Origin of the sequence: Mucilaginibacter yixingensis, assembly GCF_041080815.1 — a bacterium.
Lineage (GTDB): Bacteria > Bacteroidota > Bacteroidia > Sphingobacteriales > Sphingobacteriaceae > Mucilaginibacter > Mucilaginibacter yixingensis.
In genome coordinates, this window is sequence record NZ_CP160205.1 from 715,076 (window position 1) to 739,632 (window position 24,557).

Genomic DNA, 24,557 nt, shown 5'->3' on the forward strand with positions numbered 1-24,557 from the left:
ATTCACTCAGGGTTTAAAGCGTTCTGTTATTTCTTTACCGGTCTCTGCCTCAATTCCTTTCAGCTCAACATAAACTATGTTGGGCAGCCAGAACGATCCTCCTTCAATTTTTGCAAATATACGATTAAGTATGGCTTGCTTCTTGCCAATTGTTGCGAAGATATGATATTTACCGTCAGTGTGCTTCATCAGCGTCATTGCCAGTTTTTTGTAGCAAACAAAACGTACATCAAAAACGCCGGGCTTTACCTCTTTGGTATTCAGGCCATAAGCAAACTTGCGCTGTATGTAATTCAACTCATCTTTTTGGCCCTTATCGGCATATTTAATCCAGTAGGGGTGTACAGGCTGATCGGCATCAAGTTCACCGTTTCTGTTGGCGTTCAGCTCATAAATCACCGTGTTGGTGTTAGGGTCGCGCTGTACATAGAACAGTCTGTTTATGCCAACCGGGTCAGGGAAATGGATTTCCTTTTTTGGAGCTTTTCTGGAGGTATCACTTGCAGCCGTAATGGCTGGCGATGTTTTTAAACCGGTAAATGCTGTGAGTGTAAAGAATGACAGCAGTGTAATCAATAAGCGCATTAAATAATTAATCAGGAGGTTTTATTCTTGTCGAGTTCCATCAGCGAACGCTTGGCGTCCATCAGTCTGTTAAAAGCCGTAATATTTGTTAAAATAGCCAGTATCACAATCGGAACGGTGAAAATAGAAATGGTCTCGAACACGTGGTAGCGAATGCCCGGGATGTAAAGTTTATAGTTACCACCCAGGTACTGCGATAACACACCACATAGAATAGCAAACAAACCAATGGTTACCACACGTTCGGGGCGCTGCATCAGGCCGCCTTTGCACTCAATGCCCAAACCTTCGGCACGGGCACGTACATAGCTTACCATCATAGAGCCGATGAGGGCGATGAAAGCAAAAATTGAACTCAGGAAATAGTGATGAGCCACCAGGTAGTAGCAAATACCCAGAAACATGATCAATTCTGAGTAGCGATCCAGCACCGAGTCATACAGTGCACCAAAGGTTGATTTCATGTTACCCAGGCGGGCTACCTGTCCGTCGAGCATGTCAAACAAACCAGCAAACAAGATGAGGCCACCAGCCCAGCCCACGTAGCTTAAATCGCCGCGGTTACCTTCTTCGGCACCTACAATAAAAATAACGGCCACGCCCACATTCAGCACAAAGCCGATGGACGTCACCGCGTTTGGCGTGAGGCCCAGCTTAATGAGCAGTTTAACAAACGGGTCAATCACCTTGTAGATCCCCAGTTGCAGGGATGTACGCATTGATGTTGTTGTTTGTGTTGCCATGGTTTTGGTTAATGTTTTCACAAAGTTAAAAATCAAATTTCAATCTTGCACGTATGCCCCAGGTAGAAATACCCGGATGATCGAGATAGGTAAAGCGTTTGACCACATCAACGCGTATAAGTTTAAATATATTTTCTACACCAACACTGCCTTCTATATACGGTGTGTGATTACCCAGCGGATAAGTAATAGGAGTACCGCCTGCCTGCACCGGGAACTGGTAAAGTGATGGATGAACAGAAGGATTGTTTTCTGCACTCACATCGCCATAAAGCATTTTGAACGATGCAGTTTCGCGCCATTTCAGTTTCTTTAACAGCGGGACCTTGTTAAAGAAGAAGCCCATAAAGTGCTGATCAATCATTAACGATGCCGATCTGTCGCTCACAAACTCAAGGAAGTTCATCAGGTTGTAAGAGTACAAATCATACGCATAGGTCTGGTTGGCGTTGTGGATAGAGAGCAATGGGTATGGTACCTGTCCAAATATTTTGATACCTTCCAACGTAATATCGGCATAACCTAACTGAGAAAGATACATGTGTTTGTCTAGCCTGAAATCCACTTTATCATAGTTGTACGAGCCGTTAATTACATCTTTTAAGCCCCTGGTATAGGTAAATGTAAATACCGGATACTTGTTAGGGATTGGGATACGGTAGATCTTACCCTGATAAAACTGCTCATTTGGCGCATAACGTAATTGCAGCGATGCCTCGGTAGTGGTCAGATTATGTACCACGTTAGGGATCGTGCTGAGCGGGTTGCTGATAAAATATAATGAACCTGCAGGCGCCTGTGTCCAATTGCTTAGCTCCAGCTCGTAAGAGAAGTGGTTCAGGTACTCATGCTTGTAGTTGATCTTATAGAAATCGTTATACAGGTACTTGTCGTTATCGCCGCGTTTAAATGAAAGCAGGAAGTTATCCTCTTGCACAAATTGCAGGTTGGCGCCCGGTATCTTGGTATCGCGCTGATAGCTTAAGCGGATATAATTCTGCGGAAATTTATAGATTGATTTGTTGTTGATTGAGTAGGTGGCGCTCAGGAAATACTTCCATTTTTCATCCTTAAAGCCGTAGGCGGCATAGGTTTCAAAATAGTAACGCTTGCTCAGCTCTGGCGTGGTGCGGCCACCCAGGCGGAGTTTAAAGCCTTCTACAGGGTTAAAGCTATAGAACGTATTTGCAGGCCCCATCTCAAACGGACCGAATGACTTGTAGCCCGCCAGCAACAACGTAGCAATATCCATGGTACGGCGGAACGATAGCATGCGTTGCAAACTGTCTACATTATCATAAACCTTAGACTCGGCTGTGGTAAGTGTATCCAGTCGGTTTTGTTCCCAGAACTCTTTGCTGCGGTGTTTTACTTCGTTGCTTTCTTCTGTTAAAGGCGCATTGTAGATAGAATCGGGGGCCTGTTTATTTACCTCATAGTTTTTAAACACAATCACACGATCGCCATAAATACCGCCTTTCCCTTTCTTGCTGGTGCCAAAATCCGCCAGGATATCGCTCTTACTCAAGTGATAACGGCCGTCTGGATTTTGTTCAAAGCTCAGCTGTACACGCATCCCTTTAACAAAGTTCAGGTTGATGTTTTTGTTAATGGTCAGCTCTGCATCTTGTACGGCATAGTTACCGTCAAGGGTGATGTAGATGCTGCCTTCGAACAGAAAATCAGTAGTGTTACGCGGTGTAAAGCTCAGCTCCACCAGTTTTTGGTTATTTACCACAACTGTATCGGTGATGAAGAACTTGTAGAAAGTAGGAGCATCATCAGCAATAGGGCTCAAAAACATATTGGTGATGAGGAAGATGTTGCTTTTATAAATATCAACATCGGCATAGATGTGTTTAATGTACTGGCCTAAACCCTCGTTATCCAGAAACGAGCCGAAGTTTACCGTTTTCTCGCCTACAATTACCGATTTGTTCTTTTCAGGGCTTTTGCGGTAATAGTTGTCGGTCAGTTTTTCGGTGAGGTAAATAGGCAACAATGATTTACCGGGAACCAGCGTAGTATCGCGGTTATCCAGGAAGAACTTATATTTTTTGAAGAATTTTTTCTCGGTAATCTTGTCTGACACGTTGGCCAGCGAAAGCTGCATTTTATCGTAAGAACGATATTGCACATAGTCATAAGCCTCCGGGCGGTTTTTTTCTTTATTGGCAATTACCTTGCGGATCAGCTCCACAGCCGGGTTGTCTTTATTGCGATATTTTGTGCGTTTAGCCGATTTAACAGTTACCTCTTTCAGTTGCTCTGTTTCAGAGTTCATCCTGATGTTGATAATCTGCTCTTTACCTGGGGCAATGTTTACTACTACAGATTTGTAACCTACAAAGCTGGCTTTTAATTGATTGTAGCTTTTGCTGGTGCGTAAGGTATACTTACCTGCATCATTGGTGTTAATACCAATATTGGTGCCGTTAAAGGCAACGGTTACAAAAGACAGTGGCTTGTGTGTAGCGGCATCAGTAACCGTACCACTTACTACTGTTTGCGACTGCTGGGCCTTTGGTGCCTGGGCTTGCGTTACAGCTACTGAACAGATGAACAGTAAAAGGGTGAAATAATATTTTTTAAAAGGTCGACTCAGATCCATGTGTTCAGTTCTCAATGCAGTTTTATTTCTTTATGCAAAACTTGTTTTATGGCATTTAATTGCAAAACGATCCATAAATATTTCAATTATTTAGATCGTCTGTGTTTTAAACTGTTACTGCGGTTTGGATTTACTTTTTTGTGTTATTTATAGCCACAAAAACAGCTTTAAATTAACCAGTAACTTTGTATTTAAAAAGGGGCCGTGCAAACAAATTTGCCTGTCTTTTACCCGTCATATAATACGGTAAAAAAGCATGCCAAAAGTACATAAAATCCCAACAGACTATTGTGGTCAAAAAGTCAAATGTTGTAACGTTTGTAATGGAGGGAGAGGTTTGTTAAGAGTTTGATAAAGATATGCAACAGTGATTAATGGGGTGTGAAGCCCCCAAAATCCGTTAAATACTGGTTCAACAAAAAGGCCCTGTAGCTATACAGGGCCTTCTTACTATATGTTGTTATTATAATGTGTCTAGCTGTTTGGCAAACACGTCTTCGTAATAATCTAAGCCCAGGTGGGTAATCAGATCTTCGCCCATCAGGTAGCGCAGGGTATTTTCCAACTTGATGAGTTGTTTGAAGATGTCGTTCTCTGCAGGCAGGCCAGGGGCAGTCTGCGGCGATTTCAGGTAGAATGATAACCACTCTTGCACACCGCTCATGCCGGCACGTTTAGCCAGATCTGTAAACAGTGCCAGGTCAAGCGCAACCGGTGCAGCCAGGATAGAGTCGCGGCACAGGAAGTTGATCTTGATCTGCATTTTATAGCCTAACCAACCGAAGATATCAATGTTATCCCAGCTCTCTTTGCTATCGCCATGAGGAGGGTAGTAGTTGATACGGATCTTGTGGTAGATATCGCCGTACAGGTCTGGATTGTCTTCTGGTTTGAAAATGTCTTCCAGTACGCCCAGTTTAGAAACTTCTTTAGTTTTGAAGTTATCCGGATCGTCAAGCACCCAACCATCGCGGTTACCCAGGATGTTGGTTGAGAACCAGCCGCGTACACCCAAAGAGCGGGCAGCTAAACCAGGAGCCAGGATGGTTTTCATCAAGGTCTGACCGGTTTTGAAGTCTTTACCAGCAATTGGAGTTTGGGTTTGATGAGCAAGCTCAATCAGCGCCGGGGTATCAACTGTTAAGTTTGGAGCGCCGTTAATGTAAGGCACACCCAGTTTTAGTGCTGCGTAAGCATACAGCATAGACGGAGCGATCAGGTGATCGTCGTTTTTCAGGCCTTCTTCAAATTTAGCCAAAGTGCTGTGTACATCGCTTGCCTCATAGTAAATTTCGGTAGAACCACACCATAGCACCACAACGCGGTCAAGGCCGTTTTGCTCTTTAAAGTTCTGGATGTCTTCCATCAGTTGCTGCGCCAGCTCCAGACGGGTACCGGTTTTAACGTGGGTGCCATCCAGGTTTTTAGCGTAGTTTTTATCAAAAGCAGCAGGCATCGGCTGGATTTTTTCCAGTTGCTCTTTTACAGAGAAAAGCAGGCCTGGTTCCAGTACCTCGGCTTTCATAGCCGCTTCGTATACGTTATCGCTGTACACATCCCAGCCACCAAAAACAATATCGTTCAGGTTGGCCAGTGGCACAAAATCTTTAATTTTTGGATTGCGGTTTTCAGTACGTTTTCCCAGGCGGATGCTGCCCATTTGGGTGTGAGAACCAATAGGCTTAGAGATGCCTTTGTTCACAGCTTCAACACCAGCAATAAGTGTTGTTGCAACAGCGCCAAGGCCAGGTATCAAGATACCTAACTTGCCCTGGGCAGGTTGAATTTCAGTTTTCATTTGCAAATTGTTAGTTTATTTTAAGTAAAACCCGGTATTAAAGCCATTTATTGGCCCTGTACCAGGTGAGCGTTTCATTTAAGCCGGCCTCCAGATCATAACGCGGGTAATAACCCAGATCATGTTTGGCCTCGTCTATACTGCAAGTCCAGTTTGCTGCTGTTAGTTCGTTTAGTTTTTCGCGGTTCAACGGCGGCGTTTGGCCGCGTAAAGAACCAACAAATTCAGAAACCGAGGCAATAAATTTTACAAAGTTGACCGGAAGATGAATTTTCATGGTCTTGTTGCGTAAAATATGCCTGCTAAGTTCAGCCAATTCATAACGACTGTAAAAATTGCCGTCGCTAATATTATAGGTTTTGTTCTTGCCGTTGTATAGCGCCCTGATGCATACCGCAGCAAGGTCTTTAACATACACAAAGCTTAGTTTTTGCGGGGCGCGGCCAATGTATGGCTCCAATCCCTTGGCAAATTGCTTTAGTATAATATAGATGCCCTTATCGCGCGGACCATAAACAGCCGTTGGGCGCAGGGTGGTTATATCCAGTTTAGTTACGTGGCTTAGCTTCTGCTCTGCTAACAATTTACTTTTACCGTAAGCGGTTACCGGGTGCGGAATACTATCGTTCTCAATAATGCCGGTTTGCGTATGCAGCGGACCGAGTGCGGCCAAACTGCTCATAAATACAAAGCGTTTTATACGGCCGGCTGCCGCTGCCGCATTGGCCAGGTTTACCGAGTAATCTGCATTCACCTTGTTATAGGTAGCCATATTAGGCGCGCTGGTCATACCCGCAGCATGGATAATGTAACTGTAGCGGTTGTTTTCAATATCCAGCTTCAGTGCTGCTACATCGTTAAAATCAAGGTGGGTGAAGCTGATGTTCAGTCCCTTGAGGTGTTCAATATCGCTGCTTTTGCGTACTGCCGCAAATACTTCCAGATTGTTTTTTAGTGCTTCCTGTATCAGGTGATATCCTACAAAACCGCTTGCGCCGGTTATAAGTACCCGTTCCCTCATATAGCTTTTTCGTATAATCGGTATTTCTTGTACGGATCGCCTTTGATGGCTTTAATGGCTTCGTTGATCATGGTGTTGTTCTCCAAAGTCCAGCCGGCCTCGGCATGTTTAAATCCTTTACGCTTGTATTCCTTTATAATAGTTCCATACAGGCAGGCTTCAATACCCATTTTGCGGTAGCCTTCTACCACGCCAAGGGCGTAAATGCGGATGCTCTGTATCTTACTTTTATTAAACAATAGTTTAAAGAGGCCCGAGGGGAGCAGGCGTCCTTTTTTAATGGTTTTAAATATCTCGTTATAGTTTGGCAATGCTAAACCAAAGGCAACAATCTTGCCATTTTGTTCGGCCACCAAAGCAAAGTCAGGGTCGAGGATTAATTTGAGGTCTTTGGCCAGGTAATCAAACTCATCATCTGTTAGCGGAACAAAGCCAGTGTTTTGATCCCAGGCTGAGTTATATACCTCGCGGAGCCTAACGGTTTCGTTCTTAAAATCTTTCAGATTTACCTTGCGGATAACGATGTTGTTGCGTTTCAAACGCTCCTGTAAAGCGTCCAGCAGGCGCACAGATTTATCGTCATAATTACCACCTTCCCAATGCCAGGCAATCAGGTCAACCTCCTTGCTGAAACCGTAGCTGTCAATCAGATCGGCATAGTAGGGGTAGTTATAGGTCTGCATCAGGAATGGCGAGCTGTCAAAACCTTCTATCAGCAAACCGCAAGGCTCATTGGTAGAAAAGTTTACAGGGCCTTTCAGCTTCTGGGTTACGCCGCGGTCTTTCAACCAGCCGGTAACGGTATCAAACAGCAGTTTGGCTACTTCCTTATCGTTCACACAATCAAAAAAACCAAAGAAGCCATCGCTGGCATGGTTAAACTGATTGTGGCCATTGTTAAGAATAGCAGCTATACGGCCAACAACCTTACCGCCTTCATAGGCCAGAAAGCATTGTAGCTTATTATGTTGATGGAAAGGATGCTTGGTAAGCAGATCGCGCTGGGCGATGAAAAGTTCAGGGACGTAGTAAGGGTCGTTTTTGTAAAGCTCGTGCGGGAAATCAATAAACGCGGCTAAATCACTCTTGGAGTTTACAGGAACAACTGTCTTCATAACTGGATCTTTGGTTCGAACTACTATCCTCTGGAAAAATCGGATTAAAATATAAAGCGCGCAAGTTAGCCTTTTTAAGTAAAAGCTAACTGCGCGCCATGCGGTATTTTTATATTTTTTCCTTAACGGTAGTTACACCAACTTCTTTGAAAGCTTTGGTTATCTTTTCGATAGCCTCATCAATCTGCGCGAAGGTATGGGTAGCCATCAGCGAGAAGCGTAGTAAAGACGAGTCTGAAGGTACGGCCGGAGAAACCACAGGGTTTACAAAGATGCCGTCATCCTGCAGGTATTTAGTTACCAGGAATGTTTTATCGTTATCACGAACATAGATAGGCAGGATAGGGCTTTCTGTTGGGCCCAGGTCAAAGCCTTCGTCTTGCAGCAAACGCATTGCATAGTTAGTGTTTGCCCACAGTTTCTCTATGCGGTCTGGCTCGCTCTCAATAATGTCAAGGGCAGCAATAACGCTGGCTACAGATGCCGGCGGCATACTAGCGCTGAACATCAGGGCGCGTGCGCGGTGTTTCAAATAATCAATAGTAGCAGCATCGGCAGCAATAAAACCACCTAATGATGCCAGTGATTTACTGAAGGTACCCATAATCAGGTCAACATCATCAGTTAAACCAAAGTGCGATGCTGTACCGGCACCGTTATGGCCAATAACGCCTAAGCTGTGTGCATCGTCAACCATAATGTTAGCACCATAGCGATGAGATAGCTCAACAATCTCTGGCAGCTTAACAATATCGCCTTCCATGCTGAAGATACCGTCAACCACAATCAGTTTTACGGCTTCTTCCGGCAGCATAGCCAGCTTGCGTTCCAGGTCGGCCATGTCATTGTGCGCGTATTTAATAACGCGCGAGAATGACAAACGGCTGCCGTCAATCAGCGAAGCGTGGTCATATTCGTCTAAGATTAGATAATCATTACGGCCGGTGATGCATGATAACACACCTAAATTAACCTGGAAACCGGTGCTGAAAAGCACGGCTGCCTCTTTGCCAACATATTTGGCCAGGCGCTCTTCCAGTTCAATGTGAATATCAAGCGTTCCGTTTAAAAAGCGCGATCCTGCGCACCCTGTCCCATACTTATCCGTTGCCTTTTTAGACGCCTCCTTGATTTTAGGATGGTTTGTTAGTCCTAAATAAGAGTTAGAGCCAAACATCAACACCCGCTTTCCATTGATTATCACTTCGGTGTCTTGTCCAGACTCAATGGGCCTGAAAAAAGGGTAGATTCCTTTCTCCTTTATAATTGCCGCATCTTTGAACTGAGCAATTTTATCATGTAGCTTTTTACCCATGTATTAACTCTGCTTAAATTTTTTGTAAAAATACCATGAAAAAGGTAATAACTAATATATCATTATAATTTTTTTAACAACGGCTTAACCGGTATTGGGTTTTTTCCCAACATGCAAATTAATCAAATTTTTATTTAAAATCGTGCCATAAAATTGTATTTTCTTTAGAAAAGTTCGCACGGGCCCGCTATACGTCGGTATTCTGTCATAAGATTGTAACAGAATTATGATGTTACAACACATTGTTAATTTAATTTGAATATTTGACCAATTCCCCTAATTGGTAAAACTCTTTACCGCTGTCCATGTTATTTTGTGGCACATTTATACACCGTATGAAAATATTTCACCGGATCTTGATCCTGTTCTTTCTTTTGTCGCCTTTGAGTTTGTTAGCCCAGGCACCTGCAGACACTGTGCCAACTGCACTTGGCTTAAGGCAATGCATTGAGTATGCCTTGCGTAATCAACCGGCTGTGCGCCAGGCTTCTATTGATGAAGCAATTAACGAGCGCGACATCCACATTGGCCTTGCCGGATGGTTGCCTCAGGTAAACTCTGCCAACAGTGCCAGTCATTATTTTAAAGGTTCGCCTGTTAATGGGGGCGCTGCTGCGGCCACTGGTTCATCCGGTACTACCGCGGCAGATATTCGTAACATTTCTACCATCGGGGTGCAGGCAACGCAGACTATTTATAATAATGATGTGATGCTGGCATCGCGAGCTGCCCGTTTTTCCAGACAGTATTATAAGCAAAACACACAAAGCAGCCAGATTGATGTGGTGGCCGATGTAAGCAAGGCTTTCTTTGATGTGCTGCTGTCTGACAAGCAACTACAGATTATCCGCGAGGACATTGTACGCCTGCAACGCAGCCTGAAAGATGCCTACGCCCGCTACCAGGCCGGTGTGGTTGATAAAACCGACTATAAGCAGGCAACCATCTCTCTGAATAATTCTATCGCTCAGCGTAAATCAACCGAAGAGGCTTATAAAAGCAAGCTGGCTTACCTGAAACAGGTGATGGGCCTTACCGCAGAGCATGAGCTGAACCTGGTGTATGACTCCACCCGATACGAGGCAGAAACCCATGCCGATACCATGCAGGTGCTGGATTTTAGTCACCGGATTGAATATCAGCAGCTACTGTCGCAGAAAAACCTGGATCAGCTGAATGTGAACTATTATAAATATGGTTTTCTGCCGTCACTATCAGCTAACGGTGCTTATAATCTGGCTTACTTCAGCAGCAAGCTGGGCGATCTTTATAATACATCGTACCCGCAAGCTTATGTGGGCCTGACGTTGAACATCCCGATTTTTACCGGTACCCGCCGACTGCAAAACCTGGCCAAGGCCCGCCTGCAGATAGATCGTACCGATCTGGATCTGCTTAACCTGCGCAACAGCATCAACACCCAGTATGTACAGGCGCTGGCCGGTTATAAAAGCAATTACACCAACTACCAGTTGCTGAAACAAAATGTTGATTTGGCTAACGATGTATACAAGGTAGTGAGCCTGCAATATCGCGAGGGGATAAAAACCTATCTGGATGTGATTGTAGCCCAGTCTGACCTGCGCACCGCCGAACTGAATTATTTTAACGCCCTGTTCCAGGTACTATCGGCTAAGATAGATCTGCAAAAAGCATTGGGTAACCTGAGTCCTGCTAACCTTTAAATACTACTGAACGCAATTTCTGTTATGAAAAAAATATATCTCTGCATCATTACCCCTGTAGCTGCCATGGCCCTCGCATCATGCGGTGGCAATAAATCGGCGCAACAAAATGCCGCCTTGCCGCCAACCCCGGTGTCGGTAGCTACCGCCCGCGAAGGCGAAGCCGTTTATTATGACCAGTACCAGGGCACCGTGGTGGCGCTTAACAGTGTTGAACTGCGTGCGCAGGTATCCGGCTATATCACTGGTATCTTTTTTAAGGAAGGTGAGGTAGTGCAGAAAGGCAAGCCGTTATATGAGATTGATCGCCGCAAATACCAGGCAGCGTATGATCAGGCACAGGCTAACGTAGTAACCGCCCAGGCCAACCTGGTGAAAGCACAAAAGGACATCGATCGTTACAACATGTTGCTAAAGCAGGATGCGGTTGCACGCCAAACGGTTGATAATGCCGAGGCAGTTTATGCGGCAGCCAAAAGCCAGGTAGCAGTAGCCAAAGCCGGGCTGGAATCGGCATCTACAGATCTGTCATACTCGGTTATCAAAGCACCGTTTACTGGTCGCATTGGTATCTCTCAGGTAAAGTTGGGTGCACAGGTTACGCCGGGTACTACTTTGTTGAACACTATCTCGTCAGAAAATCCAATAGGCGTAGATGTGGTGGTGAACGAGCAGGATATCTCTCGTTTCTATAAACTGCAATCGCACGCAACTGACAGCACGTTCCGTTTGGTGTTGTCTGATAATACCATTTACAACAAGCCGGGCAAGATCTTCGCTATTGACCGTGGCGTGAATAACCAGACCGGCACCATTAAAGTGCGTGTACAGTTTGATAACTCGCAGGATGTTTTGAAGGATGGCATGAGCGCCGCACTGAAAGTATTGAACGATGACTCGGGCCATCGTGTAATTATCCCTTACCGCGCTGTTACCGAGCAGATGGGCGAGTTTTTTGTGTTTAAACAACAAGATACTATTGCCCTGCAAAAGAAAATTACCCTCGGTCCGCGGTTAAAAGACAGTGTAGTGGTGATGGATGGCGTAACCACCGGCGATAAAATTATTACCGATGGTTTCCAGCGCTTGCGTGATAGTGGTCGCGTTACCCTGGTAGATCCGTCTCAATTGCCCGCTCAAGGCGCTGCCAGCGGCAAACAAGGTGGTGCAGCCGGTCAGCAGAAAAAACAATAAGGGTTAACCCGATAAAGATCTAAGAATGATAGCAGAAACCTTTATAAAAAGGCCTATCACGGCCATTGTTATTTCCATAGTAATAGTAATTGTAGGTATACTGGCTATGAGCAACCTGCCCGTTGGTCAATACCCTGATATTACGCCGCCTACTGTGCAAATAACAGGTACCTACACCGGCGCCGATGCGCAGACAGTAGAGCAAACGGTAGCCACGCCTATAGAAACACAGGTGAACGGTACGCCGGGTATGACCTACCTGCAAAGTAACAGCACCAACAACGGTGCACTGAGCATGACGGTAAATTTTGAGGTGGGTACCGATATTAACATTGCCGCACTTGACGTGCAAAACCGCGTGGGTATTGCCACGCCAACCCTGCCCCAAGAGGTGCAGCGCCTGGGCTTAACGGTGCGTAAACGTAACCCCAGCATTTTGATGCTGGTGGCAATGTACTCGCCCAACGGCTCGCACAACGTAACCTTTTTGGATAACTACACCAACGTTTTTGTGCGCGATGCCGTGCTGCGTACCAAAGGTGTGGGCGACGTATTTACCCGTGCTGACGACTTTAGTATGCGTATCTGGCTCAAACCAGATAAACTGGCCGCGCTGGGTATGACTGCTAATGACATTACCGCAGCCCTGCAAGAGCAAAACGCGCAGGTAGCTGCCGGTTCGGTAGGTGCTACGCCGCAGGAGAAAGGCCAAACGTTTGAATACTCTGTAATTGTAAAAGGCCGTTTAATGACGCCTGAGGAGTTTGGAAACGTAATTGTGCGTACACAGCCGGGTAATGGTGCTGTTGTGCATTTAAAAGATGTAGCCCGCGTAGAGTTGGGTAAATTTAACTACTCTGGTAACTCTTTTGTTGATGGTAAGCGTGCATCATACCTGCTGGTTTACCAGGCGCCAAACAGTAACGCGGTAGAAACAGCCGACAACGTTTACAAAACCATGGCCGAGCTGAAGAAATCATTCCCTGCCGGGGTTGATTACGTTGTTCCGTTTGAGTCTGTAACCGTGGTAAAGGTATCGGTACATGAGGTGGTAGAAACGCTGATTATAGCGTTGGTGCTGGTAATTATTGTGGTGTTCATCTTCCTGCAGGGATGGCGTACCACGCTGATCCCGGTGCTGGCTATCCCGGTATCTATCATCGGTACGTTTATCTTCTTTATACCGTTGGGCTTTACCATTAATACACTGACACTGTTCGGTTTCGTACTGGCCATCGGTATTGTGGTAGATGATGCCATTGTAGTGGTAGAGGCGGTAGAGCATTATATACAGGAGCGAAAGATGACGCCGAAAGAGGCGACGCTGCATGCCATGCGCGATATTTCGGCACCGGTTATTGCCATCGCCCTTATTTTGGCAGCGGTGTTTGTGCCGGTTGGTTTTATACCCGGTATTGTGGGCAGGCTGTATCAACAGTTTGCAATTACCATTGCCATATCGGTACTGATCTCGGCTTTTGTGGCGCTTTCGTTAACGCCTGCGTTATGTACCTTGTTGCTGAAGCCGCACGACGATCATCATAAAGATAGTTGGCTTGACCGGATGTTTGCCCGTTTTAATGCATGGTTTGACCGTGTGACCGGCAAGTATAAAAACGGTGTGCACCGCGGCATCAAGAATGCCAAATTTGTAGTGGTTATATTGGTATGTATCATTGTAGGTACCATCCTGTTGTTTGCGCATAAGCCAACGGGCTTTATCCCTACCGAAGATGAGGGTCGTATCTATATTACGTATGATTTGCCCGAGGCATCATCAACAGAGCGCACAGTAGCTACGCTGCACCAGATGATGGATACGCTAAAGACGGTAAAAGATATTGATCATTATGCGGCTCTGGGCGGTTTGAACGTGGTGAGCTTTGCCACCAAATCAAACAGTGCAACCATATTTGTGCAGTTGAAGCCATGGGAAGAGCGTAAAGTTACCTCGCTGCAACTGGTAGGTGTGCTGCAAAAAAAATTATCACATTTTAAAGGTGCTACAGTGGTAGTAATTCCACCGCCGGCTATTCCGGGTTTGGGTAGTACGGCTGGTTTCTCTTTCATCCTGGAAGAAAAACAGGCAGGCGGCGATATCAAAAACTTTGAGAAAGTGCTGCAAAACTTTGTGGCTGCGGCCAACAAACGACCGGAAATTGGTAAAGCTTTCTCGTTCTTCACTGCACGCACGCCGGCATATCAGTTAACCATTGACCGTGAAAAGACCAAGCGATTGGGCGTTCAGCTATCAGACGTAAATACAGCGCTGCAAACCTATATGGGTAGTGCGTTTATTAACGACTTTACCATCTACGGACGTAACTTCCACGTGGTGGCTCAGGCCGATACCAACTATCGTACAAACCTCGACAACCTGGGGCAGTACTTTGTGCGTAACCAGGCCGGGCAGATGGTGCCGCTCAGCACGCTGACATCTTATAAAATGATTGAGAATGCGCCATTGATCTCCCACTACAACCTGTTCCGCTCGGCAGAAGTGGATGGCAACCCGAGAGATGGTTACAGCTCTGGCGATGCTTTGAAAGCCTTGCAGGAGGTAGCTGCGCAAACGCTACCGCAGGGGTATGGTTATGAATTCTCGGGCCTGAGTCGTGAGGAGTTGCTGTCGGGTTCAAAAACTTTGTACATCTTCCTGCTGTCGGTAGGGTTTGTGTTCTTGTTCCTGTCTGCGCTGTACGAGAGTTGGTCTGTGCCGTTCTCGGTGCTGTTGGCCGTGCCGCTGGGGGCCTTCGGCGCTATTTTGTTCTTGTGGTTCCACCCAACATTGAATAATAATATTTATGCGCAGATTGGTTTGATAACGCTAATTGGTTTGGCAGCCAAGAACGCCATCCTGATTGTGGAGTTTGCCAAAGAGCGTGTGGATAGGGGTATGGAGCTGGAAGAGTCTGTATTGGAAGCCGTACGACTGCGCTTACGCCCAATCATCATGACGTCTATGGCGTTCATCCTGGGTGTGGCGCCGCTGTTGTTTGCATCTGGTGCCGGTGCTGAGGCTCGTAAAACCATCGGCTGGACGGTGTTTGGCGGTATGCTTACGGCAACATCGCTGGCTATATTTATTGTGCCGGTGCTGTTCTACATCATTACTAAGGCAGCTTACGGCAAGAAACAGCTGAAAGAACTGCACGATCATTACAAGCCGACTGAGGACGATCCGCAGACGTGATATTGATTTCGGATTTCGGAACTTCGATTTCGGATTGATTATATGGAGGCGCAATAATTTGCGCCTCTTTTTTTGTGTCGTTTAGTTAAGAGGATGTCATTCTGAACGATAGTGAAGAATCTCTGAGGACAAGCGAACAGGCTAGTCCTTCGAGATGCTTCGTGCCTCAGCATGACATACAGGGGACTTAACTTAATGACATTGAGATACCGGCCCGTGGCTAATGCCTTAAGGCGTATGAGCGGATAGTGGGACTGTAGCTACCGAAGGGCTACTATCCGTCGATTTTCTGATTACACTTATATCAACTTTTCGTGTAGACCGATTATATAAAGCGGTCTGTTTTGCCTTATTTCATTTAAATTTCATCTAATTTCCGCTTTCCTATACAGTGTTTGACAGCGAAACTGAACACTTTTTGGCAAATAAATCTGTGCCATAAACAGCGCATTGGTTTTTGACTTTTTGATGAACAATGTAAAAATACCTTAAATAAAAAACGGCGTTTAAAGGTTGATTTACAGTGGATAAGCCGATTGTGAAGTTGTTAATGTAAGCGTTTTGAAACTGCGAAACAGGTAATAAATGCAGGTTTGACGGGCTGCGTTGGCAAAGTATTTGTAATTGTTGGGGTAACAATCTAATAATTGTTCACTAACGAAAAACGACAATGAAAAACTCAACTAAATTAGTAGCAGCAGCCATAGCGGCGGTTGCTATGCTATTCGGAACTCAAGTAAAAGCTCAAACTACCCCATCAAATCAATGGCGCTTAGGTATTGGCGTTAGTCCAGCCATTCCAACAGGCAACGCAAACAACGTTTCTAAATTTGCCCTGGGCGGCGATTTACGTTTACAATATGGTGCCGCAGAAAACCTGGGCATTACATTAACCTCTGGTTATACCCGTTTTTTTGGTAAAGAAATTGGCAACACCGGTGTTAAATATGCTGGCTGGGGCGTGGTTCCGGTAAAGGCTGGTATCAAAGCCTTTTTTGCACAAAACGTTTACTTTGGTGCCGAGGCCGGTGCTGGTTTTGAAACCGGAACAGGTGGTAATACTAAATTGCTGTTATCGCCAGCCTTAGGTTGGGCTAACAAAAGCTGGGATGTAGGCGTTCGTTATGAAAACTACTCTGGACAGAGCGATAACTACGGCCTGGTAGGTCTGCGTTTGGCTTACGGTTTCGGTCTGTAAACAATTAGACAATCAATAGAAAGAAATAAAATAACCCTGCGTTGTGAAACGCGGGGTTATTTTATTTAAAACAATTTGTTAAGAAATGATATTACGTAACATAATCAACCCCTTAATACTATGAAAAGTAAATTTACTATCCGATTAATTGGCTTTGCAGTATTATTGCTTACACTAGCAGGCGTGCAAAGTGCCAAAGCCCAAATGTACAGCGATCGTACAAGGTTTAATGTAGGTCTTGATCTGGGGATCCCTACGGGCAGTATTAACAATTTTTCCAGCTTCGCACTTGGGGCCACGGCTCGTTTACAAATGGGCTTGGGCAGCAATGTGGCCTTTACGGCAACAACTGGTTTCTACAACTTTTTTGGTAAAACCTATGGCAACGGATTTAAGGCCGATGACGAGGGTATTGTGCCTTTAAAAGCCGGTGTTAAAGCGTTTTTTGATAAGAACGCTTATTTCGGTGCAGAACTGGGTGCCGGTTTTGAAACCCACAGCGGTGGCAGCACCAAGCTTATTGTATCGCCTGCGCTAGGTTATGCAACTAAGGAGTGGGACCTGAGTATCCGCTATGAGAATTTTTCGGGCCAGAGTTTTAACTATGGTATGGTTGCGGCCCGTATTGGGTACAGCTTCTAAAACTTAGAATAAGTTTAAAAAGAAAGCCCCTTGCTGAATAGGCAAGGGGCTTTCTTTTTAGCTGTCAAACTTGTCGAGCAATTTTAACAAAGTTTCAAAGTCTTTAGGGTAGGGGGCGTGGATGGTTATGCTCTCCTCGGTATTGGGTTTAAAGGTAACCTCATATGCATGTAGCGCAAAGCGCTTCATGATAGGCAGTTCTTCCTGGTCTTTACCCAGATGATATTTGCGTTTCAGTTGCGATAGAAATACCGGTTTGGCACGATACATATCATCACCCGCAATGGCTGCCTGTTGGGTGGCCAGGTGGATGCGGATCTGGTGCATACGGCCGGTTACCGGGCGGCACTCTACCAATGTATAGTGCTTAAAATATTTAAGCGAGCTGAACCAGGTTTCGGCACGTTTACCATCCTGACGGCTGATAGACACGTGGCCCTTGCCCGTGTTAAGGATAGGCAGATCTACCAGCAGGTTATCAAACACATGTGTGCCTTCAATAATGGCATGATATACCTTATTTACCTTACGTTTCTCAAACTGAATGGATACATTACGGTAAGCCTCCGGATTTTTGGCAATAATAAGTGCGCCTGAGGTTTCTTTATCCAACCGGTGACAGATCTGGGCATCGGCACTGTAGCCTTTGGCCAGGCGCAGCATATTGATCTCGCTGCTACCGTCGCCCCGTTCATCAAGAGTACTGATAAAGGGCGGTTTGTTCACCACAATTACATCATCGTTCTCAAATAAAATTAAATCGGCAAACCTTGGTATTTTCATAAGCCGCAAAGGTAATGAAATTTTAGGGACGGGGAGATGTCTCCATCACGTCATTGCGAGGCACGAAGCAATCTCTGCGAAGAACAATCCGAAATGCAAATCGACATTTGCTAGTACAGGGATTGCTTCGTTCCTCGCAATGACAAATTGGAGGGCATGCAATAATATCTGTAGCGATGGGTTTGAAACCCATCGCTACAAGGAGAATGGCCATACAAAAAGAGCGGCCTTGCGGGCCGCTCTTCAATATTTCATCTAGCTTGATTAGCTAATCTCTAATTAACCAATCACTGTGATTACAGTTTCCGTTTAACCTCTACGTTTTCGTAAGCCTCAACTATATCGCCCACTTCAATGTTGTTGAAGTTTTGGATGTTCAGACCACACTCGTAACCTTGGTTCACTTCTTTCACGTCGTCTTTGTAGCGTTTCAATGAGGCCAGCTCGCCGGTGTATACTACAACGCCATCGCGAATGATACGGATCTTGCTGTTGCGGGTAATCTTGCCGTCCAGTACCATACAGCCGGCAATGGTGCCCACTTTGCTGATCTTGAACGTTTCGCGGATCTCCACGTTGGCCACAATCTTCTCTTCGAATGTTGGTGCCAGCATGCCTTCCATCGCAGCTTTGATCTCGTTGATCGCGTCGTAGATGATAGAGTACAGGCGGATATCGATCTGCTCCTGCTCGGCCAGTTTGCGTGCGCTTGTTGACGGACGCACCTGGAAACCGATGATGATGGCATCTGATGCAGAAGCCAGCAATACGTCTGACTCGGAGATCTGACCTACTGCTTTAGAGATGATGTTTACCTGGATCTGATCGGTTGACAGTTTCAGTAATGAATCTGACAATGCTTCGATAGAACCATCCACGTCACCTTTAACGATGATGTTAAGCTCTTTAAAGTTACCGATAGCCAAACGACGACCGATCTCATCAAGCGTGATGTGTTTCTGCGTACGCAGGCCTTGCTCGCGCTGCAATTGCAGGCGTTTGTTGGCAATCTCGCGGGCTTCAACCTCGCTCTCCAGTACGTTGAATTTATCGCCGGCTGTTGGCGCGCCCTGCATACCCAGTACCTGTACCGGTGTAGACGGACCAACAGTATCAATACGCTGACCGCGGGAGTTGCTCAATGCCTTAACACGGCCTGAGTAACAGCCTGCCAGAATTGGATCGCCTACGCGCAGGGTACCTGCTTGTACCAGGATGGTGGTAACAATACCACGGCCTTTGTCTAACGCTGCCTCGATAACGGTACCAACGGCACGTTTGTTCGGGTTGGCTTTCAGCTCTAACAGCTCGGCTTCCAGCAATACTTTTTCCAGCAGCAGGTCTACGTTCATACCAGTTTTGGCCGATATTTCCTGCGTTTGGTATTTACCACCCCACTCTTCTACCAGGATATTCATGGCAGAAAGTTGCTCGCGGATCTTGTCGGCATTAGCGCCGGGTTTATCCATTTTGTTGAAGGCGAAGATGATAGGTACACCTGCAGCCTGCGCGTGGTTTATAGCCTCGCGGGTTTGCGGCATCACACTGTCGTCACCGGCAATCACAATAATTACAATATCTGTTACCTGGGCACCACGTGCACGCATGGCGGTAAACGCTTCGTGACCCGGTGTATCCAGGAAGGTGATCTTACGGCCATCTTCCAGATTAACGTCATAAGCACCAATGTGCTGGGTAATACCACCGGCTTCACCGGCTACTACCTTGGTTTTGCGTATAAAATCGAGCAACGAGGTTTTACCGTGGTCAACGTGACCCATGATGGTAACGATTGGTGCACGCGGAATCAGATCTTCTGGTGCATCCGGCTCGTCAAGGTTGGTTTCCTCGTCTTCTGGTTTAACAAATTGTATTTCGTAGCCAAACTCATCAGCAACAATGGTGAGCGTTTCCGCGTCCAGACGCTGGTTGATGGATACGAACATGCCCAGGCTCATACAGGTAGAGATGATCTTGGTAACAGGCTCATCAATCATATTGGCCAGCTCGTTTGCAGTTACAAACTCGGTTACCTTTAATACTCTTGATTGTGCTGCTTCTTCCAGTGCTGCTTCTTCTGCCGATGCGGCTACATCATCACGTTTCTGACGACGGAATTTAGCGCGCTGTGCAAATTTGCCCGACTTACCAGCACCGCTCAAGCGGGCCAGTGTAGCCTTAATCTGGTCTTGTATCTCTTTTTCTGTTGGCTCTTCTTTTGGAGTAGAAGGGGCCTGGTTACGGTTACGGAAATCATTACGACCACCGCCGTGCTGACCGCCGCCCTGACGATTACCGCCATGCTGGCCACCGCCCGGACGATTGCCGTGCTGACCGCCACCCTGACCATGTTGACCGCCACCCTGGCCCTGGCCTTGTTGGCCCTGACCTTGCTGACCCTGGCCACCCTGTGGGTGATTGCCCGGGCCTTCTTTGCGCTTACGCTTACGTTTATGGTCTGCATTACCGGCGTTAGACGACGATGCTACCGGACCACTACGACGCGGCTGCTCTACCGGTAATTGAATTTTACCGATGATATTTGGACCGCTCAGGCGCTCTGCCTTAGCACGGATCACTTCATTACCGTTGTCATTGCTTCCTTCGCCATCGTTAGTATTGGTGGCGGCAGGTGTTGCAGGTGTTGCAGGGGCAGCTGGTGCTGCCGGCGTTGTTGGAGCGGCAGGTGCAGGCGCTGCCGGAGCTTGTGCAGCCGGTTTTGGTTCCGGTTGTTTCTCTGGCGCTGGTGTTGGTGCTGGCTGCTCGGCCGGTTTAACTTCGGCTACCGGTTTTGGCGGCTCTGGTGCTGCAACGGGTTTAACAGCCTCTGGTTCAGGGGCTGGTGTTGGAGCAGGAGCTGGTGCCGGCTCTGGTACTACCGGTTTTTCTTCTGCTTTTGGTGGTGCCGGAGGCGCCGGTGTTTCTTCTTTTTTAACCGCTGGTTGCTCTGCTGGTTTTTTACCATGCAGCTCATCCAGGTTGATTTTTCCAACTACGGTTACACCTGGCAACGCTGCCTCATTACGCTGCTCCTCGGCCTTAGGCGCTTCTTCCTTAGGCTTTGGTTTGTCGTTTTGTGGCGGCGCAAAATGTCCTGTATTTTTAATCAGTATCTCCTCGTTGTCAAACTCTTTGTTACGATGACTGTCTGCTGGCCTGTCGGTTGGAGGCTGCACAGCGTCATCGCGACGGATCTTGCCGATGTTGATCTGCTTAGCTTCTTCCTTAATGATCTTGTCGGCAGCAAACTCTTTGAGCAAAACGGTATACATGTCGCCATCCAGCTTGGCCATAGGGTGCTTGTCTACTTTGTACCCTTTGGCTGCCAGAAAATCGACAATGGTACTCATACCAATGTTCAGTTCCTTTACTGCCTTAATTAATTTTATGGATTTGTCTTCTGACATTTATTACCTCTTTCGGTCTTTCTTTTTATTGTTATTAATGCAAAAATACGATTTTTTAATTGGTAATCATGCTTATTCAAATTCTGCCTGAAGTACAGAAAGTACCTCGCGAACAGTTTCTTCCTCAAGGTCGGTACGTTTAACCAGTTCGCCAACGCTCAGCGCCAGTACTGATTTTGCAGTATCCAAACCAATGCGTTTGAATTCATCAATGATCCAACTTTCAATCTCGTCTGAGAATTCCTCAATATCCACGTCTTCCTCAGCTTCGTCTGCCTCACGGTAAACATCAATTTCATAGCCGGTTAGCTTACCTGCCAGTTTAATGTTATGACCACCACGGCCGATAGCCAAAGATACCTGATCTGGTTTCAGATACACTGCCGCAGTTTTTTTCTCGTCATCCAGTTTAATAGATGTGATTTTTGCAGGCGAAAGTGCACGCTGAATATATAATTGAATATTGTTGGTATAGTTTATTACGTCGATGTTCTCGTTCTTCAACTCGCGAACGATACCATGAATACGTGAACCTTTCATACCCACACAAGCACCTACCGGATCAATACGATCATCGTATGATTCAACGGCTACTTTAGCACGCTCGCCCGGTTCGCGAACAATCTTTTTAATGGTAATCAAGCCATCAAAAATCTCTGGTACTTCAAGTTCAAACAAACGTTGTAAAAACTCAGGTGCAGTACGTGAGATGATGATCTTAGGGTTGCTGTTCATCATATCTACCTTGTGTACAACAGCCTTAACGTTGTCGCCTTTTTTGAAGTAGTCGGCAGGGATCTGCTCAGATTTTGGCAGCAACAGCTCGTTACCTTCGTCGTCCAATACCAGAGTTTCTTTTTTCCAAACCTGGTAAACTTCGCCGGTAATGATCTCGCCTACGCGGTCTTTATATTTTTTGAAGATCTCGTCTTTCTCCAGTTCCAGAATTTTTGATACCAGCGTTTGGCGCGCAGCTAAAATAGCACGACGGCCAAAGCTTTCAAGGGTGATCTGCTCTACAAACTCGTCGCCAACTTCCAGATCAGGGTCAACTAAATGAGCTTCGGCCAATTCAATCTCCAGGTCATCATCCTCACTAAAGCCATCTTCCATTATAGTACGGGTACGCCATATCTCCAAGTCACCGTTATCCGTGTTCACAATTACGTCGCAATTCTCATCGGTGCCATATTTTTTACGGATCATGCTTCTGAATACATCTTCCAGAACGCTCATCATAGTTGGGCGGTCGATGTTTTTGAAGTCCTTAAACTCCTGAAAGGACTCTATCAAATTAATACTGCTCATTTTACTTGAATGATATTAAAACTTTTATTTCCTTGATCTGCTCCATCGGCAGCAATGTTTCTACTAACTGGGCTTTTTTGCCTTTTTCTTTTACCGTTTCCTCAATTACGATGCCCTCGCCGGTTACATTTAGCAGTTTGCCTTCCTTTTTGTTACCATCCGGTGTTTTTACGGAAACTTGACGGCCAATGTTCTTAACATATTGACGTACAAGCAACAGCGGGCTATCAATCCCTGCTGATGATACTTCCAGGTTGTAGGCATGCTCTATCGCATTTTCTTCTTCCAGCTTAAAGCCAACGTAACGGCTCACGGCGGCGCAATCATCAATCCCGGCACCTTTATCGCCATCAAGCGCAATGCCGATGCGATTGCCAGCCGGACTGATCTTTACTTCAACCACAAAAAGGTCGGGCCTGTTAATTTCTTCAATTTTTTCTTCGGCCAGTGCCTTAACACGTTGTTCAATATTCATATAGCCGTTAATACAGGTAAAATAAAAGAGGGGGCTACCGCCCCCTCTCCGTCTTTTCGATTTTCAATTATGCAAATGTAGAAAATTATTTTGCAAAGTGCAAGAGGGGAGGCGGTTAAAGATTTGGGTGTGAGAAGGGAAGTGAAAAGTTAAAATTAAAAAGGAAGAACGGGCAATTCCGTAGATCCTGATAATTCGTTAAACTCTGGTTCAAAATCTCATCTCAATATATGCCGGCTGCCCTAACTTCCGGTGTTTAAAAACCATATCCAACGGCCCGTCATCCTCATTAAGCAAATAAAAGCGGGCGTTGTAATGCACATCTTTTTTAAAACCTGAATCAGGAGTGAAAATGATGAGGTGATTGGCGATGCTGTAACGGCCGATTAAAACGGGTTCAAAGGAGGCCGTATCTGCGGTGTCAGATTTTGTTACTGCCAGTAACGATTGCCATGCTTCCATCGGCATAGAATCGCGCGCAATGCCGTTTAATTCGATTTCAGAAAGACCAGAAACGGTTATCGATTTGCGGTCTTTACTAAGTGTAAGGCGAACGGGTGTAGATTTTTGCTTACAGGCTGTAATTAGGCATGTAAGCATTATAGTAATGATTATGAAATAGTTAAACTTGTGTTTGCAGGTCATTGATGCTGTTTTAAAACAATTTTAAAGCATTATTATTTAATAACCGTCAAAAATTAAGTTTGGCACCGGCTTTGTAAATATATTTACAGTCTTAAAATATCAACCTCAATACATATGAAAACTATGCAGATTAAAACCGCCATTATTGGTATGGCGATAGTAGCAGGCCTGGCCGGACCGGGTTGTAACTCTTTAACCAAAACCCAAAAAGGTGCTGCTATTGGTGCCGGCGCTGGTGGTACTATAGGTGCGTTTATTGGCAAAGCTGCCGGCAACACCGCACTGGGTGCTATTATTGGTGGTGCTGTGGGCGGTACTGCAGGCGCTTTCATCGGCCGTAACATGGACCGCCAGGCTAACGAGATTAAGCAAACCGTTCCGGGTGCCACTGTGGTGCGTCAGGGCGAAGGTATAATTGTGAAGTTTGATTCAGGTATTTTGTTTGATGTTGACAAAACCGGATTGAAACCTGCTGCACAAACTAACCTGACTCAATTGTCTAAATCCCTGGAAAACAATCCGCAAACTAACATCCTGATTGTGGGCCATACCGATGCTACCGGTAGCGATGAGCATAATATGGATTTGTCCATCCGTCGAGCCGAAGCCGTGAAATCATACCTGGTAAAAAATGGTGTGGACGGCTCTCGATTGAGTACACAGGGTAAAGGAAAAAACGAGCCAATTGCCGATAACAACACAGCTGATGGCCGTGCGCAAAACCGCCGCGTAGAAATTGCTATTGTGGCTAATGACCAGATGAAACAAGAAGCTAAACAGTCGGGCGAGTAAACCTAGCTCCAAATACGTTTAGGAAAAGAGGCTGTTTTCATACTTAT

Annotated in this window: 18 protein-coding genes; 6 read left to right on the forward strand and 12 right to left on the reverse strand. The window is 45.9% G+C overall.

All coding sequences use genetic code 11. From position 1 onward, the window contains the following. Positions 1 to 6: 6 nt before the first annotated feature. The 7 genes from ABZR88_RS03005 to ABZR88_RS03035 all read right to left on the reverse strand — a co-directional run bounded on the left by ABZR88_RS03005 (position 7) and on the right by ABZR88_RS03035 (position 9,188). Positions 7 to 585, reverse strand: a complete 579-nt coding sequence (locus ABZR88_RS03005; protein ID WP_107829546.1) for a DUF4833 domain-containing protein — start codon at positions 583 to 585, stop codon at positions 7 to 9. An 11-nt stretch (positions 586 to 596) separates the two neighbouring features. Then, complete coding sequence (locus tag ABZR88_RS03010) at positions 597 to 1,349, reverse strand: CDP-alcohol phosphatidyltransferase family protein (protein ID WP_245917077.1); 753 nt, start codon at positions 1,347 to 1,349, stop codon at positions 597 to 599. A 4-nt stretch (positions 1,350 to 1,353) separates the two neighbouring features. Beyond that, entirely contained in the window at positions 1,354 to 3,939 is a 2,586-nt protein-coding gene (locus ABZR88_RS03015) for a DUF5686 and carboxypeptidase-like regulatory domain-containing protein (protein ID WP_107829548.1), read from the reverse strand. A 463-nt stretch (positions 3,940 to 4,402) separates the two neighbouring features. Next, the gene (locus ABZR88_RS03020) at positions 4,403 to 5,737 is read right to left on the reverse strand and encodes an inositol-3-phosphate synthase (RefSeq protein ID WP_107829550.1); all 1,335 of its coding nucleotides are present in this window, start codon (positions 5,735 to 5,737) and stop codon (positions 4,403 to 4,405) included. A 37-nt stretch (positions 5,738 to 5,774) separates the two neighbouring features. Further along, positions 5,775 to 6,758, reverse strand: a complete 984-nt coding sequence (locus ABZR88_RS03025; protein ID WP_107829552.1) for an NAD(P)-dependent oxidoreductase — start codon at positions 6,756 to 6,758, stop codon at positions 5,775 to 5,777. Beyond that, on the reverse strand, positions 6,755 to 7,873 hold the full coding sequence (locus ABZR88_RS03030; RefSeq protein ID WP_107829555.1) for a GNAT family N-acetyltransferase: 1,119 nt from the start codon (positions 7,871 to 7,873) through the stop codon (positions 6,755 to 6,757). Before ABZR88_RS03030 ends, ABZR88_RS03025 begins: the two co-directional genes overlap by 4 nt. 109 nt (positions 7,874 to 7,982) lie before the next feature. Continuing rightward, positions 7,983 to 9,188, reverse strand: coding sequence for a pyridoxal phosphate-dependent aminotransferase family protein (locus tag ABZR88_RS03035; RefSeq protein ID WP_107829557.1), 1,206 nt, complete (start codon positions 9,186 to 9,188; stop codon positions 7,983 to 7,985). A 335-nt stretch (positions 9,189 to 9,523) separates the two neighbouring features. Here ABZR88_RS03035 and ABZR88_RS03040 point away from each other — a divergent pair, with 335 nt between their 5' ends. From ABZR88_RS03040 to ABZR88_RS03060, 5 genes are all read left to right on the forward strand, one after another. Further along, positions 9,524 to 10,873, forward strand: a complete 1,350-nt coding sequence (locus tag ABZR88_RS03040; protein ID WP_107829559.1) for a TolC family protein — start codon at positions 9,524 to 9,526, stop codon at positions 10,871 to 10,873. A gap of 24 nt (positions 10,874 to 10,897) precedes the next feature. Continuing rightward, on the forward strand, positions 10,898 to 12,067 hold the full coding sequence (locus ABZR88_RS03045; protein ID WP_107829561.1) for an efflux RND transporter periplasmic adaptor subunit: 1,170 nt from the start codon (positions 10,898 to 10,900) through the stop codon (positions 12,065 to 12,067). Between the two features lie 25 nt (positions 12,068 to 12,092). Then, positions 12,093 to 15,260, forward strand: a complete 3,168-nt coding sequence (locus tag ABZR88_RS03050) for an efflux RND transporter permease subunit (RefSeq protein ID WP_107829563.1) — start codon at positions 12,093 to 12,095, stop codon at positions 15,258 to 15,260. 670 nt (positions 15,261 to 15,930) lie between these two features. Beyond that, positions 15,931 to 16,458: a hypothetical protein gene (locus ABZR88_RS03055; protein ID WP_107829565.1), complete on the forward strand. Its 528-nt coding sequence runs from the start codon at positions 15,931 to 15,933 to the stop codon at positions 16,456 to 16,458. A gap of 120 nt (positions 16,459 to 16,578) precedes the next feature. Then, positions 16,579 to 17,100 (forward strand): hypothetical protein, encoded by a 522-nt coding sequence (locus ABZR88_RS03060; RefSeq protein WP_107829567.1) that lies wholly within the window; start codon positions 16,579 to 16,581, stop codon positions 17,098 to 17,100. 57 nt (positions 17,101 to 17,157) lie between these two features. On the opposite strand, the gene ABZR88_RS03065 is transcribed toward ABZR88_RS03060, so the two are convergent. The 5 genes from ABZR88_RS03065 to ABZR88_RS03085 all read right to left on the reverse strand — a co-directional run bounded on the left by ABZR88_RS03065 (position 17,158) and on the right by ABZR88_RS03085 (position 23,673). Next, entirely contained in the window at positions 17,158 to 17,883 is a 726-nt protein-coding gene (locus ABZR88_RS03065) for an RluA family pseudouridine synthase (protein ID WP_107829569.1), read from the reverse strand. 296 nt (positions 17,884 to 18,179) lie between these two features. Then, a complete protein-coding gene (gene infB / locus ABZR88_RS03070; RefSeq protein ID WP_107829571.1) occupies positions 18,180 to 21,290 on the reverse strand; it encodes a translation initiation factor IF-2 in 3,111 nt (1,036 codons plus the stop codon). Between the two features lie 72 nt (positions 21,291 to 21,362). Continuing rightward, positions 21,363 to 22,598: a transcription termination factor NusA gene (gene nusA / locus ABZR88_RS03075; RefSeq protein ID WP_107829573.1), complete on the reverse strand. Its 1,236-nt coding sequence runs from the start codon at positions 22,596 to 22,598 to the stop codon at positions 21,363 to 21,365. A 1-nt stretch (position 22,599) separates the two neighbouring features. Continuing rightward, positions 22,600 to 23,073 carry a ribosome assembly cofactor RimP gene (rimP, locus tag ABZR88_RS03080; protein ID WP_107829575.1) on the reverse strand — a complete coding sequence of 158 codons (474 nt, stop codon included), beginning with the start codon at positions 23,071 to 23,073 and terminating at the stop codon, positions 22,600 to 22,602. A 210-nt stretch (positions 23,074 to 23,283) separates the two neighbouring features. Then, the gene (locus tag ABZR88_RS03085; protein ID WP_146166565.1) at positions 23,284 to 23,673 is read right to left on the reverse strand and encodes a hypothetical protein; all 390 of its coding nucleotides are present in this window, start codon (positions 23,671 to 23,673) and stop codon (positions 23,284 to 23,286) included. 168 nt (positions 23,674 to 23,841) lie between these two features. Here ABZR88_RS03085 and ABZR88_RS03090 point away from each other — a divergent pair, with 168 nt between their 5' ends. Then, positions 23,842 to 24,510 carry an OmpA family protein gene (locus ABZR88_RS03090; RefSeq protein WP_245917078.1) on the forward strand — a complete coding sequence of 223 codons (669 nt, stop codon included), beginning with the start codon at positions 23,842 to 23,844 and terminating at the stop codon, positions 24,508 to 24,510. Positions 24,511 to 24,557 lie beyond the last annotated feature (47 nt).

Excerpts from the sequence above, each read along its gene's own strand:
- ABZR88_RS03090 (WP_245917078.1), top strand. The coding sequence starts at position 23,842 with ATGCAGATTAAAACCGCCATTATTGGTATGGCGATAGTAGCAGGCCTG.
- ABZR88_RS03040 (WP_107829559.1), top strand. The coding sequence starts at position 9,524 with ATGAAAATATTTCACCGGATCTTGATCCTGTTCTTTCTTTTGTCGCCT.
- ABZR88_RS03055 (WP_107829565.1), top strand. The coding sequence starts at position 15,931 with ATGAAAAACTCAACTAAATTAGTAGCAGCAGCCATAGCGGCGGTTGCT.
- ABZR88_RS03065 (WP_107829569.1), bottom strand. The coding sequence starts at position 17,883 with ATGAAAATACCAAGGTTTGCCGATTTAATTTTATTTGAGAACGATGAT.
- infB (WP_107829571.1), bottom strand. The coding sequence starts at position 21,290 with ATGTCAGAAGACAAATCCATAAAATTAATTAAGGCAGTAAAGGAACTG.
- ABZR88_RS03050 (WP_107829563.1), top strand. The coding sequence starts at position 12,093 with ATGATAGCAGAAACCTTTATAAAAAGGCCTATCACGGCCATTGTTATT.
- ABZR88_RS03060 (WP_107829567.1), top strand. The coding sequence starts at position 16,579 with ATGAAAAGTAAATTTACTATCCGATTAATTGGCTTTGCAGTATTATTG.
- rimP (WP_107829575.1), bottom strand. The coding sequence starts at position 23,073 with ATGAATATTGAACAACGTGTTAAGGCACTGGCCGAAGAAAAAATTGAA.
- ABZR88_RS03005 (WP_107829546.1), bottom strand. The coding sequence starts at position 585 with ATGCGCTTATTGATTACACTGCTGTCATTCTTTACACTCACAGCATTT.
- ABZR88_RS03035 (WP_107829557.1), bottom strand. The coding sequence starts at position 9,188 with ATGGGTAAAAAGCTACATGATAAAATTGCTCAGTTCAAAGATGCGGCA.
- ABZR88_RS03045 (WP_107829561.1), top strand. The coding sequence starts at position 10,898 with ATGAAAAAAATATATCTCTGCATCATTACCCCTGTAGCTGCCATGGCC.
- nusA (WP_107829573.1), bottom strand. The coding sequence starts at position 22,598 with ATGAGCAGTATTAATTTGATAGAGTCCTTTCAGGAGTTTAAGGACTTC.
- ABZR88_RS03025 (WP_107829552.1), bottom strand. The coding sequence starts at position 6,758 with ATGAGGGAACGGGTACTTATAACCGGCGCAAGCGGTTTTGTAGGATAT.
- ABZR88_RS03030 (WP_107829555.1), bottom strand. The coding sequence starts at position 7,873 with ATGAAGACAGTTGTTCCTGTAAACTCCAAGAGTGATTTAGCCGCGTTT.
- ABZR88_RS03020 (WP_107829550.1), bottom strand. The coding sequence starts at position 5,737 with ATGAAAACTGAAATTCAACCTGCCCAGGGCAAGTTAGGTATCTTGATA.
- ABZR88_RS03085 (WP_146166565.1), bottom strand. The coding sequence starts at position 23,673 with ATGCTTACATGCCTAATTACAGCCTGTAAGCAAAAATCTACACCCGTT.
- ABZR88_RS03015 (WP_107829548.1), bottom strand. The coding sequence starts at position 3,939 with ATGGATCTGAGTCGACCTTTTAAAAAATATTATTTCACCCTTTTACTG.